The organism is Tistrella bauzanensis, from assembly GCF_014636235.1.
Taxonomy (GTDB): Bacteria; Pseudomonadota; Alphaproteobacteria; order Tistrellales; family Tistrellaceae; genus Tistrella; species Tistrella bauzanensis.
Map to the genome: position 1 here is coordinate 1 of NZ_BMDZ01000013.1, position 17,486 is coordinate 17,486.

Genomic DNA, 17,486 nt, shown 5'->3' on the forward strand with positions numbered 1-17,486 from the left:
CGCGCGAGACCCCCGCCAAGCTCCCAAGCCGTCAGCAGACGGCGTCAAACCATGGGTAGCGGGCATTCGGCAACAGCCTCTGTACCGGGCTTTGCGTCGAATGTCAGGATTTGTGCGTCGATGCAGAAGCAACGGCAAGCTTGGCCATGGCTGTTCTTTCGTCAACAACATCGGTGTAACGAAGCTCCGCACGGATTTTCCCCGTGTCGAGGACAACGTGCTGCCTATAATCAAACGGCGGCGGAACAGGCGTCCCATTATCTCGCGCTGGCAATGACGCCAGCCGCTCGCCCACGGTCGGCGTGACCTCTTCTCCGGCATTGAAAACCGCGTTGCGCGCTTCCGGACGGGATGCGGCCGTCACGATCGCGGCGGCGACATTCTCGACATGGCCATGGGTCCAACGCCACTCGGGCACGGCCGCGAAGCGGTACACGGTCGAAAGATCGCCATTGTCTTCCGCTCCGTAGACCTTGGGCAGGCGCAGGATGGTCCAGTCGAAGTCAGGCGTGCCTTGCACGATCCGCTCGGCCAGAATCTTGTCGTAGTCGCGGGCGTAAGCGCCGAGTTGCGCCTCCATGCCGCGATACGGGTAAAGAACCGAGCGAAGCGGCGCATCCTCGCACAGGGGCACCTCCTCTGGCGGTCCTGGCTCTGTTTTCATCAAGCGTCCATAGGCTCGGTAGACATCGCAGCTCGAAACGAGCACAAGGCGGCGCGTTCGCCCTGCGAATGAGCGGGCGGCGGCCTCCGCATCGGCCTCGCCCATCGCGACCATGTGGATGACGATATCCCAATCGCGCAGCAATTCGGCCGGAAAGGCCGTTACCGGATATTCCGCTCCGGGGGCCAGAACGTGTTCGATCTCCGGCAAGATCGGATTAGAGCTTGTGCCCCGATGAAAGGCCGTAACCTGCACGCCAGCATCATACAGACGTCGCACGACATGCGCGCCGATGAATCGGGTGCCGCCGACCACCAAAGCCTTCATCGCTATTCGTCCGCAAAACGCCCGAACTATGACACGATAGGGCGGACGAGGAAAGGAGAGGTCCGAGGGCAAAAGACGCGGTGGCCCCGGCTTCCAAGCACTTCAGCGTTTTGCGCTTTGTGACGGGCCGACCAATGTGATCAACCCATCGGCAAGCGTTCCGCGCCAGTTCAGGTAGTCATGTCCGCTGGCAAATTCCCTGTAGTGAACATCGTAGCCCTTGGCCAAAAGAACATCGCGCATGTTGCGGGACGGTTCAAGAATTGCGCCGCCACTGCCGAGATAATCTACCTCGAAAAGGCCTGCATCCATGTAGAACCGAATAGGAAACTTCGGGTTTTTGATGAATTCCTTCGCCAGCCAACCGGTCTCGGTGACAGGTTCGTCCCCATATCTGTGATCGGGCGCCCACCAGAATGAGCCCGATTGGCAGAGCACATTGCCGAATATTTCGGAGTGGCGGAGTGCGGCATACGTTGCGGCGATGCCGCCGAAACTCGACCCGGCGACGACTGTCCTGCCCGGATCGTCGGTGACGTTGTAACGAGAGCGGACCCAAGGAAACAGCTCATTGGCGAGGAAATCGGCGAATTTCTCGTTGGGGGGCAGTTCCTTTATCCGCGTGTCCTGACTCGGATTGGCGATCAGGACGGCGACGGCCGGTCGGATTTTCCCGGCAGCGATGAGGTTATCCAGAATGGTCGGTGTCGGAACGCGATCGATATAGGCGTTTTCGTCGAAAAGCACGACAAGATCGGCGGGGCTTCCATCTTTCCGATAGCCGGGGGGTGTGTAGATCGTGATCTTGCGCTCGTTGCCGAGCAGATCGCTTTTGAACGTCGTGGACTCAAGCTTTCCTTCTGAAACGCCCGGTTTTTTTACAATCCAGGGCTGCGGCGGCGCGCCTGGCAGTTCGACCATGCTCGAATATTCGTGAACGCCCGCGCCCCGCGTATAATTCCAACTTTTCTTGGGATTGAGCGGGTCGGCCTGCTGCGTCGCCATGCGCTCGGCGGCGCGCGGTCCCGGCCCCTCTTCCACGAGAGGATCGTTGGCGGACAGGGTGTAGACAAAGCGCGCGCCGGCGGGAAGCTTGACCGTAAGGTGCCACACGTCCGTATTGGGGATCTGGTCCATCAGATAATCGATCAATGGCCGCGTATGAAACGATCCGAGCACGACCACATTTTTCGTGTCCGCGTTTCCCCGCCACAGGAACGTCACCAATTGATGACGGTTGTCGCCGGCAACCGGCGTCACCAGTGGCGTGCCGCTTTCCGCGACGTGCTGCCAGAACCGTTCGACCGCCTGCGGCGAGAGTTCCTTCTGCAATGCTTCGATTGCCGGAACGGAATATTGAGGCCGACTGGTCCCGAGTGCCAAGCGCTCAGAAAGCGGCTCGATCTGGTCGATCCGCAAACGAAAGTCGTCGGATTGCTCGCCGGCCTTCACGCGAAGAGTGTGATCGCCCGCCACGTCCGCAATGAAGGAAAATTGCTTTTTGCAGCTGTCGGCAGTGAACTTGCGCAGCCGCGAGCCGTCCGGGGCAAGAATCCAGATTTCACCCGAGGCGCCCCGTTGCTCGATCGTCGCCTTCACATAGTCGCCAGCGTGCAACGGCAGCACATAGGCGAGGGTGCTTCCGGCATTCAGGTTTGCTTCGACCGGCTCGCCGGCCTTGAGGACGTTCTGTGTCGGTGTCGCCGCCAGACAGCCGAACGCGAGCGGCATCGACGTGACAACGGCTCCCAACATGCGCAGCATGGAAGACGATCTCCGATATTGTGGTTCGCGCGAGGCGATACTTTGTTGTCTACGTCTTCGACCATTATGTGTCATGAGCCGAAATAAGCTCGCCACGAAACTCCCGAATCCCGCGATAAAGTTTGCGATCAAGAATTTATGAAGTGGCAAGCATTTTTGCGGCAAGCCGCGCGATGGCGGGCAGCGCTGCGATATTTGGGGCCTCCGCGCCGCCCGCCATCGGTCATGCCCGGTCTCGGTGTGTTTGCCCGACGGTGGGCGTCTCTTCTTTCCATTCCGTTGCGAACGCCTCTTTCCCTTTTTCGGACCAGAGCGTGCGGGCCTGTCCACTCTGATCGCTTCGAAGCTTATCGGCCATCCAGAGCAGCGCGCCGAGGATGGTGGCGCGATCACCGCCGGTCAGGTCCACGACCCCGGCCTTGACGACGAGACCGCCGAGTTCGATCAGGTGTTTCGTTCGCGCGCGGCGCTGAACTTGCCAAGTTCGCATGTCAGTCCGCGCCCGTGCCGCCTGATGGCGATGACGCGCCGCCTTGATGCGACGGAGCGCTGTTTGCGTCGCCGTCATTTGCTGGTGCAGATCGGCGTGATTTGCTGCGAAAGAAGGCGGCCCCGCGCTTGGCCCATACCTCCCGTTTCGCGACATCGGTGGCTTCCGCCAGCATGACCAGTGCGCCGGCCAGTTCGTCGGGTGTGAGTGCGTCGGCCCCGGTGGTGATGACCAGTTCGCCGAGTTGTTGCACCTTGCGGCTCTTCAGTTCCTTGGCCTTCTCATCCAGCGCTTTCAGTTCCGCATCGAAGTCGCGTGGCCTGCGCATCGTCATTTCCCTTTCCAGTCGTAAGTGACCGATGCAGCCATGATAGTTGAGCGTGTCGCGGAATGCTGTAATGTCAGTGCGATTGCCTGACACGTGGTGACGGTTCCCGAGAAATTCATTTTGAGGGCGCGCTTATACGTCGTTCCGACGTGCGCTTGAGGGCAGTATCTGGTCGGTCGCCATGGCGATCTACCATTTCTCCGTTCAGGTCATCGGACGCGCGGCGGGCCGCAGCGCTGTCGCTGCCGCCGCCTATCGTTCGGCCTCGCGGCTGCGCGATGGCCGGCTGGACCGCGACCACGATTTCTCCAACAAGCCGGGCGTCGTCCATTCCGAAGTCATGTTGCCGGAGCACGCGCCGAAGACATGGTCCGATCGCGAGCGGCTATGGAATGATGTCGAGGCGTTCGAGAAGAGGAAGGACGCCCAACTCTCCCGAGAGGTGGAGTTCGCCCTTCCACGCGAGATGACGCAGGCGCAGGGCATCGAACTGGCCCGTGACTTCGTGGCGCGGGAGTTTGTCGATCAGGGCATGATCGCCGACATCAATGTGCATTGGGATATGGGCGCGGACGGCCAGCCCAAGCCCCATGCCCATGTCATGCTGACGATGCGGTCGGTGGACGAAAACGGTTTTGGCCCGAAGGTGCGGGACTGGAACCGCACGGAGTTGATGGAGCGTTGGCGCGAACGCTGGGCCGATCACGTCAACGAGAGGTTGGCCGAACTCGACATCGACGCGCGGATCGACCACCGCAGCCTTGAGGCGCAGGGCATCGACCTTGAGCCGCAAACCAAGATCGGCGCACCCGCGCAGCGCATCGAGGCCGCCGGACTTGAAGCCGACCGGGCCGAGGATCACCGGCGCATCGCCCGTGAGAACGGCGACCACATCATCACCGATCCTAACCTGGCGCTGGACGCGATCACGCACCAGCAATCGACGTTTACGAGCCGCGACATGGCGATGTTCGCGCACCGGCACAGCGACGGGATCGACCAGTTCAACCAGGTGATGGGCGCGATGCGCAGTGCGCCCGATCTTGTCGAACTCGGCAAGGACGATGCCGGGCAGGACCGCTTCACCACCCGCGACATGATCGAGACCGAACAGCGCCTGCACCGCGCCGCCGCGATGTTGGCCGAGCGCGAACGCCATGAGGTGAACGACAGGGACCACGAAGCCGCATTGGCCCGCGCCGAACAGCGCGGCCTTGTCCTGTCCGGCGAGCAGGCCGATGCGCTGGCGCATGTCACGGACCGGCGCGGTCTGGGTGTTGTCGTCGGCTATGCCGGAACGGGGAAAAGCGCGATGCTGGGTGTGGCGCGCGAAGCCTGGGAAGCGGCGGGCTACGAGGTCCGGGGCGTGGCGCTCTCCGGCATCGCGGCCGAGAACCTGGAAGTCGGATCGGGCATCGTGTCCCGCACCATCGCCAGCATGGAGCATGGTTGGGCGCAGGGCCGCGACATGCTCACGTCCCGCGACGTACTGGTGATCGACGAGGCGGGCATGGTCGGCACGCGGCAGTTGGAGCGCGTGCTGTCCCATGCCGNTTTGAGCGCCACGGCGGCGCGGAGATCGGCGAGGTGCGCCGCCAGCGGGAGGATTGGCAGCGCGCCGCCACCCGCGACCTGGCGACCGGCCGAACCGGCGATGCGATCCATGCCTATGACACGCATGATATGATCCATGCCGCCCCGACGCGAGAACAGGCGCGTGGCGAGTTGATCGACCGTTGGGACCATGAGCGGCAGGCGAACCCGGACGCAACCCGCATCATCCTCACCCACACCAATGCCGAGGTGCGGGAATTGAACGAGGCGGCCCGCCAGAAGATGCGCGCCGCGGGCGAACTTGGCGCGGACGTGCATGTCGCTGCCGATCGTGGCGCGCGGAACTTCGCCCCCGGCGACCGCGTGATGTTCCTGCAAAACGAACGCGGGCTTGGCGTGAAGAACGGCACGCTCGGGACCATCGAGCAGGTCAGCGCGCAATCCATGACCGTGCGCACCGATGATGGCCGCGATGTCGCGTTCGACCTGAAGGACTATAACAAGATCGACCACGGCTATGCCGCGACCGTCCACAAGGCGCAGGGCATGACGGTGGACCGAACCCATGTGCTAGGGACACCGGGCATGGACTCCCACGGCAGCTATGTCGCCCTCTCGCGCCACCGCGACGGCATGAACTTGCACTATGGCCGCGACGACTTCGCCAGTCAGGACCGGCTTGTCGGCGTCCTGTCGCGCGACCGCGCGAAGGACATGGCGAGCGACTACGAACCCGCCCGCGACTATGCCGAACGGCGCGGCATCACCTTCCGCGAGCGGGTGGAGCGGGTTGTCGAGATCGTGCGCCAAGTTCCCGAAAAGGTGCGCGGCATGTTCGACGGGCTGCGCCTGCCCGCCGAGGGCGGACAGTGGCCGGAAAGGAAGGTGGAGGAAGACCCGGAAGCGGCGTTGCGCCGCGCCCGTGGCCGGGCGCTCGTCCGCCATGCCCGCGCCGTCGATGCGATCTTCGCGGCGCAGGACCAGGGCGGCAGGGCCAGCCCCGATCAGGTCAGGGAATTGCAGGAGGCGCGCCAGCAGTTCGAGGGGGTGCGCCCCCTCGGCTCGCACGACGCCGAAGCCGCCTACAGGAAGAACCCGGCGCTTGCGGCGGAGGCGGCGTCCGGCGACGCCCGGCGCGCAATCCGCGCCTTGCAACTGGAAACCGAGCTGCGCACCGATCCCGGCCTGCGTGCCGACCGTTTCGTGGAGCGCTGGCAAAATCTCCATAGGGCCAGCGACCAACGCTATGCGGCGGGCGACTATGCCGGTCACAGGGCCGCGCGGGCGGAGATGGGGAACATGGCACACAGCCTGGAACGCGACCCGCAGATGGAGTCCCTTCTGGCGGGCCGCAAGCGGGAACTCGGCATCTCATTCGATTCAGGAATGGGCGTCGGTCGAGACCTCACCCTCACGTTCGGGCTTGGCCGGGGCCGGGGTCTCGGGCTGTAGAACCATCCTATTTACCGCCGCCTGTTCGCCACAGCCCTACGACGACTAACTATCTATTGCACAACAACAAATCCTTGCCTTTGCCTGTCCTGGCAGTCCCACAAACAGCCAGCAGGAGGCATCGCGGCCATGCGCCAACCAGACCGTATCATCCGCCTGGACACCGTCCGCGACCGGACCGGTCTCTCAAGGTCCACCATCTACCGCAAGATCGCCGAGGGCACGTTCCCGCCCCAGATCAGGATCAGCGTCAACGGCGCGGGCTGGCGGGAATCCGACATCGACCGTTGGGTCGCCGATCCCGTGGCGTGGCGGCCGGGAAGCGGGCGCGGCCTCGATGGCGTCTGATCGCGGCGCGCGTTCCCGCTCCCGGCGCGTCAGGCCGCCCACGGCGTCGGAGCAGCTTGAGGCCCTGTTGGGCTATCCGTGGCCGTTCCCCGGCAGGCCGCCCAAGCACGACCTGTCCACCTGGACCGTCACCGACGACTGGCCCCATCCCGTTCCGGTCACAGAGGCCGAGATCGAGGTGTTCGAGCAATGGTTCGGCGACCTGTTCGATGAACTGTTCGGCCCCGAGGGCTGACCTCCCCCATTGCAATATGAGTTATAGTGCGGTACATATACTCATAGTTGGAGAGGCGGGATGATCGTTGGCTTTCGGGATGAATGGTTGCGGGCTTTCTTCGTGGATGACGCCCACTCCCGCAACATCCCAGCCGACCTGGAAGCCAGGTTGTTCCGCAAGCTCCAGATGATTGACGACGCCACGACCGATCAGGACTTACGTGTGCCACCCAGCAACCATTTCGAGAAGCTGAAAGGCAGTCTGGCGGGTCTCCACTCGATCCGCGTCAACAAGCAATACCGGCTGGTCTTTCGCTGGGATGCTGAACGCGGCGAGGCCGACGGAATCTATCTGGACGATCACAGCTACCGATGAGAGCGAGGCAAACCATGCTGACCACCAAGCGCAAGCCGGCGAGCGTCGGCGAGATACTGACCGAAGAGTTCATGGAGCCGATGGGGCTGACGCAAGGGGCGCTCGCCGAGGCGATGGGCGTCCAGCGCAAACACGTCAACGAACTGTGCGGCAACCGCAGAAACGTGACGGCCGCGACGGCGCTGATCCTGGCCCGTGTATTCGGCAACAGCCCCGACTTCTGGCTCAACGTCCAGCGGCGTAACGATCTTTGGGAGGTGATGAATACACCCAAGGAGCGCGAACGGGTCGAGCGCGCGCGTCCCGTGAAGAAGGCTGCCTGAGCGGGACCATGCGGCCCGATGATTCGGGCCGGGACCATTATTCGAGAAGGAGACATCGCCCATGACCGTGCCGCTACGCGCCGCCCTCTACCTGCGCGTTTCGACGGCGCGGCAGGCCGAACATGATGTTTCCATCCCCGACCAGAAGCGGCAGGGCGAAGCCTATTGCGCCTCTCGCGGCTACCATCTCGTCGAAACCTATGTGGAGCCGGGCGCGTCGGCCACCAATGACCGCCGCCCGGAGTTCCAACGCATGATCGAGGCCGGGACCAGCAAACCAGCGCCGTTCGACGTGGTGGTGGTTCACTCGTTCAGCCGCTTCTTCCGCGACCATTTCGAGCTTGAGTTCTATGTCAGGAAGCTGGCGAAGAACGGCGTCAAGCTGGTCTCGATCACGCAGGAGATGGGCGACGACCCCATGCACGTCATGATGCGGCAGATCATGGCGCTGTTCGACGAATACCAGTCGAAGGAAAACGCCAAGCACGTCATGCGGGCCTTGAAGGAGAATGCCCGGCAAGGCTTCTGGAACGGCTCGCTTCCCCCTATCGGCTACCGCGTCGTCGCGGCCGAGCAGCGCGGGGCCAAGACCAAGAAGAAGCTGGAGATCGACCCGCTCCACGCCGACACCGTGCGGCTGATCTACCGGCTGGCGCTGGAAGGCGATGGCACGACCGGCCAGATGGGCGTCAAGAACATCGTCTCCTACCTCAACAGCCGCCGCATCTTCACCCGCGACGGCGGGCGCTGGGGCATCGGCCAGGTTCACCGCATCCTGACCCGCCGCACCTATATGGGCGAGCACGAGTTCAACAAGCGCAGCAAGACCAAGGAACTGAAACCCGTCAGCGAGATCGTCACGGTTCCGGTGCCGCCGATCATCGACCGGGAGACGTTCGACACGGTGCAGGCGCTCTTGAAGGCTCGCAACCCCAAGGTCATCCCTTCCGCCGTCATCAGCGGCCCGACCGTGCTGACGGGCCTGATCCATTGCGCCAAGTGTGGTGGGGCCATGACTATCCGCACCGGCAAGGGCGGGCGCTATCGCTACTATGCTTGCTCCATGAAAGCCCGGCAGGGACCGACCGCCTGCGAGGGCATGGCCGTGCCGATGGAAAAGCTGGACGATCTTGTCGCCAGCCATCTGGAAGATCAGCTTCTCCAGCCCGAGCGGCTCGAAACCATCCTCGCCAGCGTTCTCGACCGGCGGCAGGAGCAATCCGAGCGTCGCCGGGACCACATCGCCGAACTGAACAAGCGTGCATCCGAATCGGAACTACGCCTGAAACGCCTCTACGACGCCATCGAGGCGGGTGTCGCGGACATCGACGACCCGGCTCTGAAAGACCGCATCGACGGTCTGAAGGCCATCCGCGATCAGGCAAAAGCCGATGCCGAGCGCGCCCAAGCCATGCTCGACAACTCCGGCTCCAAGGCGATCACCCCGCAGATGGTCCGCACCTTCGCCAGGACCGCCCGCCAGCGCATCCGCCTTGAAGGCGGCGGCTATCGCCGCGACCACCTGCGCGCACTCGCCCAGCGTGTCGAGGTCGCGGACGGCGAGGTTCGAATCATGGGATCGAAGACCCGGCTGCTTCAGGCGCTCACCGCGAAAAACGGCGTAAACTCAGTGCCCACTCAGGGACTGAAGTGGCGGAGGGAGTGGGATTCGAACCCACGATACGTTTTACCGTATACACACTTTCCAGGCGTGCGCCTTCGACCGCTCGGCCATCCCTCCGGCTCGGTGCGCGGTCGATTGATGCGGCGGGATGCGTGCGGTGGGCGCATTTCCCGGTCGACCGGCGGCGCGCATTATAGCTGGGCTGGGGCCAAGCGCAACCGTCCATCTGTGGTAACGACACGGATTTGCGGCAGGCCGGCGGCGGGATGGTGAGAGCGTGGTCGCATGCGGGAAGATGCAGACAGGCTGCATGTTGCATGGCGCGGGTGATGGTCTAAGCTATCCGCCGCACCCGTCAATCGGAGAGATCCGTCCGCATGCCGGTCCGCCGCCTGTTCGCCAGCCTGTTGATCCTTGCAGCCCTTGTCCTGATCGGCCTTGAAGCCATCGGTTGGTGGTATCAGGGCACATGGGAGATGATCCCGCTCTCGGCGCTCTGGGCCGCGATCGATCGCGGCAGCCTGATCGGCCTTCAGGCCGCCATCGAGAGCACACTGTGGCCGGGGCTGTGGCCGCCGGTGCGCTGGGCGCTGAACCTGCCGCTGTGGGGCTGGGCGGGGGCGCTGGGGCTGGTGTTGCTGGCAGGGAGTGGCGGGCGCGGCGATACCGAGCGCCGCCGGCGGTTCAGCCGGCGGCGATAGCCTGAAGCCCACACACCACGATGATGCGCGTCAGCCGTCGATCTTCAGCGCCGCGATGAAGGCCGATTGCGGAATCTCGACATTGCCATAGGTCCGCATCCGCTTCTTGCCTTCCTTCTGCTTGTCGAGCAGCTTGCGCTTGCGGCTGACGTCGCCGCCATAGCACTTGGCCAGCACGTCCTTGCGCAGTGCCTTCACCGTCTCGCGCGCCACCACCCGGCCGCCGATCGCCGCCTGTACCGCGATCTGGAACATCTGGCGGGGGATCAGATCCTTCAGCCGTTCGCAGATCACCCGGCCGCGGGTTTCCGACATCGCGCGGTGAACGATGATCGCCAGCGCATCCACCGGCTCCTTGTTGACCAGGATCGAGAGCTTCACGAGGTCGCTCTCCTCATAGCCCTGAAGCTGATAGTCGAAGCTGGCATAGCCGCGGCTGACCGATTTCAGCCGGTCATAGAAATCGAACACCACCTCGGCCAGCGGCAGTTCATAAACCACCATCGCCCGGCCGCCGACATAGGTCAGCTCCTTCTGACGGCCGCGCTTTTCCTCGCACAGCTTCAGCACCGCACCCAGATGGTCGTCGGGCACCATGATGGTGGCGTTGATCATCGGCTCTTCGATATGGTCGATCTGCACCGGGTCGGGCATGTCGGCCGGGTTGTGCATCTCCATGATCGAGCCGTCGGTCTTGTAGATCTTATAGACCACGCTCGGCGCCGTGGTGATCAGGTCCAGGTTGAATTCGCGTTCCAGACGCTCCTGGATGATCTCAAGATGCAGCAGGCCCAGGAAACCGCAGCGGAAGCCCAGCCCCAGCGCGGTCGAGGTCTCGGGCTCGAAATGCAGGGCGGCATCGTTCAGGCGCAGCTTGCCCAGGCTGTCGCGCAGATGCTCGTAATCGCTCGCATCCACCGGGAACAGCGAGCAGAACACCACCGGCACGGTCGGCTTGAAGCCGGGCAGCGCCGCCGCCGCCAGACGGTCTTCCTCGGTGATGGTGTCGCCGACCTGCGCGTCGGCAATGTCCTTGATGCCGGCGGTGATGAAGCCGATCGAGCCGCAGCCCAGCTCGTCGACCATCAGCGGCTTGGGTGTGAACACGCCCACCCGGTCGACCGGATGGGTGCGCTTGCTGGCCATGAAGCGGACCTTCACGCCCCGGCGCAGCGTGCCGTCCTTCACCCGCACCAGAATGACCACGCCCAGATAGGGGTCATACCAGCTATCGATCACCAGCGCCTTCAACGGCGCCGCAGGGTCGCCGGCGGGCGCCGGCAGGCGGTGGATCAGCGCTTCCAGCACGTCCTCGATGCCCATGCCGGTCTTGGCCGAAATCGGGATCGCCTGGCTGGCATCCAGGCCGATCACATCCTCGATCTGCTGCTTGATCCGCTCAGGCTCGGCCGCCGGCAGGTCGACCTTGTTCAGCACCGGCACGATCTCGTGGTCGTTATCGATCGCCAGATAGGCGTTGGCGAGCGTCTGCGCCTCGACACCCTGGCTGGCGTCGACCAGCAGCAGCGAGCCTTCACAGGCCGACAGCGAGCGGCTGACCTCATATGAGAAATCGACATGACCGGGGGTGTCGATCAGGTTCAGCTCATAGGTCTTGCCGTTCTTGGCATTATAGGTCAGGCGCACGGTCTGAGCCTTGATCGTGATGCCGCGCTCGCGCTCGATATCCATCGAGTCGAGGATCTGTTGCTTCATCTCGCGGTCCTGAAGACCACCCAGCCGTTCGATCAGGCGGTCGGCGAGCGTCGACTTGCCGTGGTCGATATGGGCGATGATCGAGAAGTTGCGGATGTTCGCGAGATCGGTCATGGACATCCCGAAGAGCTGGCCCGAAAAGCCGGGCGGCACAGGTGTTTGAGGCTGCCCGGAACATAAGGCGCCCGCACGGTGCTGGCAACCGCGATCAGGCGGCGGTGGCCGCCGCCGGTGCCGGCACCGGCCCAGGAACCGGCCCAGGAACCGGAACGGAAGCCGGGGCGACAGCCGCAGCCGGTTCCGGCAAGGTCACGATGTCGGCGGCGGGCCGCAGGGGCCTGGTGGTGGTGGTCACATCACCCCGGGCCGCATGGCCGGTGACCGCATAGAGCTGCATGGGATCCGACTTGCCGGCCAGCCAGGTCGGCGCCAGCCGTTCCAGCAGGAACCCGTCGCCTGCCCGCATCACCACTTCGTCCGACACCACCAGATCGCGGCCATGCTGCTTGCAGGCGGCCTCGATCCGGCTGGCGGTGTTGACGGTATCGCCGATCACGGTGTGTTCAAGCCGCTCAGGGGTGCCGATATTGCCGACCAGCGCGGGGCCGACATGCACGCCGATATCCTGGGCCAGCGGCACTTCGCCCGCGGCCGCGCGGCGGGCATTCAGCCGGTCCAGCGCCTCACGCATGGCAAGGGCGGTTTCCAGCGCCCGGCGGGCCGGGTTCACATCCGGCTCGGCCGAACCGAAGGTCACCATGATCGCGTCGCCGATGAATTTATCCAGCGTGCCGCCATGGGCGAAGACCACCGCCACCATTTCCGCATGATAGCTGCGCAACAGGTCCAGAACGTCGGCGGGTGGCATCTGGGCCGACAACCGGGTGAAGCCGCGGATGTCGGCGAACAGGATCGCGACCTCGCGGACCACGCCGCCGGGCCGGAAGAAATCATCGCCGCCCTCGGCGATCCGGGCGGCCACCGCCGGCGAGAAATAGCGCCGCAACTGATCCGAGGCATGTTGCAGGCGCACGGCCTGCACCGCCATGCCGCGCGCGACCCGGGTCATCACCGCCAGCAGCAGCGCCACGGTCAACACGATCACGATATCGGCCGTCACCAGCCGTGGGGCCACGCCCAGACCGGTCATCGCCGCCAGCGGATCGGTGGTGATGGCCGTGCGCGGATCGTTGAGAATCGCGCCGGCGAGCACCCCATAGATGATGGTGAAGGCGCCGGCGATCACCAGCGGATATGCCGGCCGGAACGCCAGGGCGTTGACCACCATCACCATCAGCACGCCGACCGTCATCCGGGTCTGCAGAAAGAATTGCGGCCCCACCACCTGATCGGCGCCGGTGCCGATATACCAGATCACCGGCAGACCGCTCAGCACCAGCACATCCAGCACCGCCGCCAGATAGCCGGTCATCTGCGGACAACCGTGGCGATCCAGGCGGATCAGCAGCAGCAGCGTGCCGAGCGCGGCACCGCCGCACAGCGCCGCCACCATCACCAGCTCACGCACCGAGTGATACAGCAGCACATGTAGCGCGAACACGATTGCAAGCATACCCAGCCGCGCGACCAGCGCAAAGCGCACGCCGCGCTTCTCGCGCGCGAGAAGCAGTTGATCGACTTCGGACATGCGCCGGAACGCCTTTGCCGGGCGGTGCAGAACGGAAAACAGCGGCTTGAACCAACTGGCGGAGGTGACTGGCATATGGGGGCCGGCACGGCAGGCATCAATCCCGCCATCGCGCCGCACATGGCCGATGCATGACGGGTTCATGACGTTATACGAGACCGCCGCCGGTTTCCGATGCGTGAAAAACGCAAGGGTGAGGCCCTGATCCACAGAGCCTCACCCTTGGCGTCCGTCCGGCCATTGATGGCCATTGCCGATGCTTAGCTGCGCAGCGCCGCCCCGGTCGCCTTGGTCACCGCCGCCACGATCCGGTCCGACACCGCCTGGATCTCGGCATCGGTCAGCGTGCGGTCAGCCGGCTGGAGCGTGACCGAGACCGCCAGCGACACCTTGCCGGCGCCAAGCCGTTCGCCCGCGAAGCGGTCGAACACCGCAACATCGCTGATCAGCTTGCGGTCGGCGCCCCGCACCGCCTTGACCAGCTGGTCGGCGGCAACCCCCTCGTCAACCACGAAGGCGAAGTCGCGCTCGACAGCCTGGAAGTCGTGCAACACCAGCGCCGGCCGCGCCCGGCCGGGCTTGCGCTTCGGCTCGGGCAGCGCGTCCAGGTCCAGCTCGAACCCGACCGCCGCGCCCTTGATGTCATGAGCGTCCAGGATCAGCGGATGCAACTCGCCAAAGGCGCCCAGCGTCAGCTTGGGCCCCAGCCGGATCACGGCAGACCGGCCCGGATGGTAATGAGCCGGCGTCTGCCCCTGCACCACCTGCACCTTGTCGGCATCCAGCCCGGCGGCGGCCAGCGCCGCCAGGATATCGGCCTTGGCGTCGAACACGTCCACGGCCCGCGGCCGCTCGGCCCAGTTGCGCGGGCCGGTGCGGCCGGTGCGCAGACCACAGGCCATGGTCCGCTGGTCGTCGGGTGCGACACCGCGCCAGCCCGGCCCCACTTCGAACCAGCGGCTGTCGGTCTCGCCGCGTGCCGCCGCACGCCCCGCCGCCATCACCAGCGAGGCCAGCGGCGTCGGCCGCATCACCGCCAGATCGGCCGAAATCGGGTTCAACAGGAACAGGGCGTCGTCGCCGCCACCGAAACGGCGGGCATCGGCTTCGGTCAGGAAGGAATAGTTCACGGTCTCGGTCAGGCCGCGCGCCGCCAGATCGCGCCGCACCCAGCCGGCGCGCAGGCGCCGGCCTGATGCGGCGGTGCGGGTCACGACATCGGTGCGCGGCAGCGGCAGCGCCGGCACGCTGTCATAGCCGGTGATGCGCAGCACCTCCTCGACCAGATCGGCCTCGCCTTCCACATCCTGGCGCCAGCCCGGCACGGTCACCTGCCAGACATCACCAGCGCTGCGGTCGACGGCGAAGCCCAGCTTGTCCAGAATCGCCGCCTGCTGGTCCGCGGCCACGTTGAGGCCGCCAAGCGAGCTCACCCGCGCCGGGCGATAGCCGATCACCCGATCAAAGGCCGGCACGGTGCCGGCCAGCCGGATCTCGCTTGCCGTGCCGCCGGCCAGGGTCAGGATCATCGCGGTCGCGATCTCGGTGCCGGGCAGCACCGATGCCGGGTCGACCCAGCGCTCGAACCGATAACGGGCGTCGCTCAGGATGCTCAGCGCGCGGCCGGTTTCCGCCACCCGCTTCGGGTCGAACCAGGCGCATTCCAGCAGCACGTCGGTCGTGGTCTCGTCCACGCCCGACAGCGCGCCGCCCATGATGCCGCCCAGGCTCTGCACGCCGGCGTCATCGGCGATCACCACGTCGCGGCCGGCGGCGAGCGTATAGCTGCGCTCGTCCAGCGCCGCCAGGGTCTCGCCTTCCGCGGCGGCGCGGATCACCAGATTGCCGGCCAGCTTGTTCGCATCGAAGACATGCAGCGGCCGGCCCAGATCCTGCGACACGTAATTGGTGATATCCACCAGCACCGAAATCGGCCGCAGACCCACCGCCATCAGCCGGCGCACCATCCAGTCGGGCGACGCGCCATTGGTGACGCCGCGGATCAGCCGGCCGGCGAAGACCGGGCAGCCATCGCCATCCTCGATCCGGATATCGACCGGACAGGGGAAGGCGCCGGGCACCGGATCGACCGTCAGCGGCTTCAGGGTGCCAAGGCCGGCGGCGGCGAGGTCGCGGGCAACACCACGCACACCCAGGCAGTCGCCACGATTTGGCGTGATCGCGATCTCGATGACCGGATCGTCCAGGCCCATCAGCGATGCGAAGGGCACGCCCACCGGTGCGTCGGCCGGCATCTCGATGATGCCGTCATGCTCGTCCGACAGGCCCATCTCGCGCATCGACACCAGCATGCCGTTGCTCTCGACGCCGCGGATCTTCGACGGCTTCAGCACCAGACCGGTGCCAGGCACCGTCAGGCCCGAGCGCGCGAACACCGCCTTCATGCCGGTGCGGGCGTTGGGCGCGCCGCAGACAACCTGCTGCGGCTCACCGTCGCCCGTGTCAACCCGGCAGACGCGCAGCTTGTCGGCATCGGGGTGGGGTTCGGCCGATATCACATGGGCGACCGTGAACGGCGCCAGCGCCGCGCCACGATCGGTGATCTCTTCCACCTCCAGGCCGACCGCGGTCAGCGCCAGCGCGATCCGGTCCAGATCGGCATCGGTGTCGAGATGGTCCTTCAACCAGGACAGGGTGAATTTCATCGCGGGGTGCCCCTCTGAATTAGCGCGTCAGCCCGCCGGCAAGCGTCGGCAGATCGGCGGCGGCGAAGCCGTAATGCTTCAGCCAGCGCGGATCGCTGTCGAAGAAGGTGCGCAGATCCGGCACCCCGTATTTCAGCATCGCGATGCGCTCGATCCCCATGCCGAAGGCGAAGCCCTGATATTCGGCCGGGTCGATGCCGGCCATGGTCAGCACCTTGGGATGCACCATGCCGCAGCCCAGGATTTCCAGCCAGTCGCCGAAATTGCCGATCTTCAGCTCGCCGCCGCCGCGCCCGCAGCCGATATCCATCTCGGCCGAGGGTTCCGTGAACGGGAAATAGCTGGGGCGGAAGCGCACCGGCAGATCGTCGACCTCGAAGAACGCCTTGGCGAACTCGATCAGGCAGCCCTTCAGATGCGCCATGGTGATGCCGCGATCGATCACCAGCCCTTCGACCTGATGGAACATCGGGGTATGGGTCATGTCGCTGTCGCTGCGATAGGTCCGCCCCGGGGCGATGATCCGATAAGGCGGGCGCCCGCCCTCCATGGTCCGGATCTGTACCGGCGAGGTATGGGTGCGCAGCACCAGATTGGCACCGTCATCGGCCGTGCCGCGCACATAGAAGGTATCGTGCATCTGCCGCGCGGGATGCTCCGGCGGAATATTCAGCGCGGTGAAGTTGTAATAATCGGTCTCGATCTGCGGACCTTCGGCGACCTGGAAGCCCATATCGGCAAAAATCGCGGTCAGCTCGTCGATCACCTGCGAGATCGGATGGATGCGGCCCCGCGGCTCGGGGCGCGCGGGCAGGGTCACATCGATCCGCTCGGCGGCCAGGCGCGCATCCAGTGCCGCCGCCTTCAGCCCGTCGCGGCGTGCATCCAGCTCGCCCTGCAGGGCGTCGCGCAACTGGTTCAATGCCTGCCCCGCCGCCTTGCGCGCCTCGGGCTCCAGGGCACCCAGGCCCTTCAGCATCTCGGTGATGCGGCCCTTGCGGCCGAAAGCCTGGACGCGCACCTCTTCCAGCGCGTCAAGATCGGCGGCAGCGGCGATGCGCGCGCCGATCTCGTCCTTCAGGCGGTCGATATCGGTCATGGATGCCTCGGAAGTCGTGGGTCTCTGGGCCAGGGGGGCGGCGGATGGGTCGCGGGCATGTTTGCCTCCGGCCGGCGGCAGCATGCGCGATGACCGGTTGCGGTTCAATGACACAGGCGCCGGTTCACGCCGTTCACGCCTGGGGCTGAACGCAAAACGAGGGGCCCCGCAGACGCGGGCCCCCTCGCTT

13 protein-coding genes, 1 tRNA gene and 2 pseudogenes are annotated in these 17,486 nt (G+C 65.2%); 7 read left to right on the forward strand and 9 right to left on the reverse strand.

What is annotated here, in order from left to right; all coding sequences use genetic code 11:
- Window positions 1–103 precede the first annotated feature (103 nt).
- The 4 genes from IEW15_RS07640 to IEW15_RS07655 all read right to left on the reverse strand — a co-directional run bounded on the left by IEW15_RS07640 (window position 104) and on the right by IEW15_RS07655 (window position 3,573).
- Window positions 104–991 (reverse strand): NAD-dependent epimerase/dehydratase family protein, encoded by an 888-nt coding sequence (locus tag IEW15_RS07640; RefSeq protein ID WP_188576458.1) that lies wholly within the window; start codon window positions 989–991, stop codon window positions 104–106.
- Between the two features lie 102 nt (window positions 992–1,093).
- Window positions 1,094–2,755 (reverse strand): enterochelin esterase, encoded by a 1,662-nt coding sequence (gene fes, locus IEW15_RS07645; RefSeq protein WP_188576460.1) that lies wholly within the window; start codon window positions 2,753–2,755, stop codon window positions 1,094–1,096.
- Window positions 2,756–2,978: 223 nt separating this feature from the next.
- Entirely contained in the window at window positions 2,979–3,245 is a 267-nt protein-coding gene (locus IEW15_RS07650; RefSeq protein WP_188576462.1) for a conjugal transfer protein TraD, read from the reverse strand.
- A gap of 1 nt (window position 3,246) precedes the next feature.
- Entirely contained in the window at window positions 3,247–3,573 is a 327-nt protein-coding gene (locus tag IEW15_RS07655) for a conjugal transfer protein TraD (RefSeq protein WP_188576624.1), read from the reverse strand.
- Between the two features lie 181 nt (window positions 3,574–3,754).
- On the opposite strand from IEW15_RS07655, the pseudogene mobQ reads away from it, so the two are divergent.
- From mobQ to IEW15_RS26580, 6 genes and pseudogenes are all read left to right on the forward strand, one after another.
- Window positions 3,755–6,579: pseudogene (mobQ, locus tag IEW15_RS07660) on the forward strand (MobQ family relaxase).
- A 129-nt stretch (window positions 6,580–6,708) separates the two neighbouring features.
- A complete protein-coding gene (locus tag IEW15_RS07665) occupies window positions 6,709–6,927 on the forward strand; it encodes a helix-turn-helix transcriptional regulator (protein ID WP_188576464.1) in 219 nt (72 codons plus the stop codon).
- On the forward strand, window positions 6,917–7,162 hold the full coding sequence (locus tag IEW15_RS07670) for a hypothetical protein (RefSeq protein ID WP_188576641.1): 246 nt from the start codon (window positions 6,917–6,919) through the stop codon (window positions 7,160–7,162). Before IEW15_RS07665 ends, IEW15_RS07670 begins: the two co-directional genes overlap by 11 nt.
- Window positions 7,163–7,222: 60 nt before the next feature.
- Window positions 7,223–7,519 (forward strand): type II toxin-antitoxin system RelE/ParE family toxin, encoded by a 297-nt coding sequence (locus IEW15_RS07675; protein ID WP_188576466.1) that lies wholly within the window; start codon window positions 7,223–7,225, stop codon window positions 7,517–7,519.
- A 14-nt stretch (window positions 7,520–7,533) separates the two neighbouring features.
- Window positions 7,534–7,842: a HigA family addiction module antitoxin gene (locus tag IEW15_RS07680; RefSeq protein ID WP_038313315.1), complete on the forward strand. Its 309-nt coding sequence runs from the start codon at window positions 7,534–7,536 to the stop codon at window positions 7,840–7,842.
- A 61-nt stretch (window positions 7,843–7,903) separates the two neighbouring features.
- Window positions 7,904–9,523, forward strand: a pseudogene (locus IEW15_RS26580) (recombinase family protein); the annotation flags it as partial.
- On the opposite strand, the gene IEW15_RS07690 reads toward IEW15_RS26580, so the two are convergent.
- Window positions 9,494–9,583 (reverse strand) — tRNA-Ser (locus IEW15_RS07690). The pseudogene IEW15_RS26580 and the gene IEW15_RS07690 sit on opposite strands and share 30 nt — an antisense overlap.
- Before the next feature lie 260 nt (window positions 9,584–9,843).
- On the opposite strand from IEW15_RS07690, the gene IEW15_RS07695 reads away from it, so the two are divergent.
- The gene (locus IEW15_RS07695; protein ID WP_188576468.1) at window positions 9,844–10,167 is read left to right on the forward strand and encodes a hypothetical protein; all 324 of its coding nucleotides are present in this window, start codon (window positions 9,844–9,846) and stop codon (window positions 10,165–10,167) included.
- A 30-nt stretch (window positions 10,168–10,197) separates the two neighbouring features.
- On the opposite strand, the gene lepA is transcribed toward IEW15_RS07695, so the two are convergent.
- From lepA to pheS, 4 genes are all read right to left on the reverse strand, one after another.
- A complete protein-coding gene (gene lepA / locus IEW15_RS07700; RefSeq protein WP_188576470.1) occupies window positions 10,198–11,997 on the reverse strand; it encodes a translation elongation factor 4 in 1,800 nt (599 codons plus the stop codon).
- A gap of 94 nt (window positions 11,998–12,091) precedes the next feature.
- Window positions 12,092–13,531, reverse strand: a complete 1,440-nt coding sequence (locus IEW15_RS07705; RefSeq protein WP_188576473.1) for an adenylate/guanylate cyclase domain-containing protein — start codon at window positions 13,529–13,531, stop codon at window positions 12,092–12,094.
- Between the two features lie 260 nt (window positions 13,532–13,791).
- Entirely contained in the window at window positions 13,792–16,197 is a 2,406-nt protein-coding gene (gene pheT / locus IEW15_RS07710; RefSeq protein ID WP_188576475.1) for a phenylalanine--tRNA ligase subunit beta, read from the reverse strand.
- Between the two features lie 19 nt (window positions 16,198–16,216).
- The gene (gene pheS / locus IEW15_RS07715) at window positions 16,217–17,296 is read right to left on the reverse strand and encodes a phenylalanine--tRNA ligase subunit alpha (protein WP_188576477.1); all 1,080 of its coding nucleotides are present in this window, start codon (window positions 17,294–17,296) and stop codon (window positions 16,217–16,219) included.
- Window positions 17,297–17,486 lie beyond the last annotated feature (190 nt).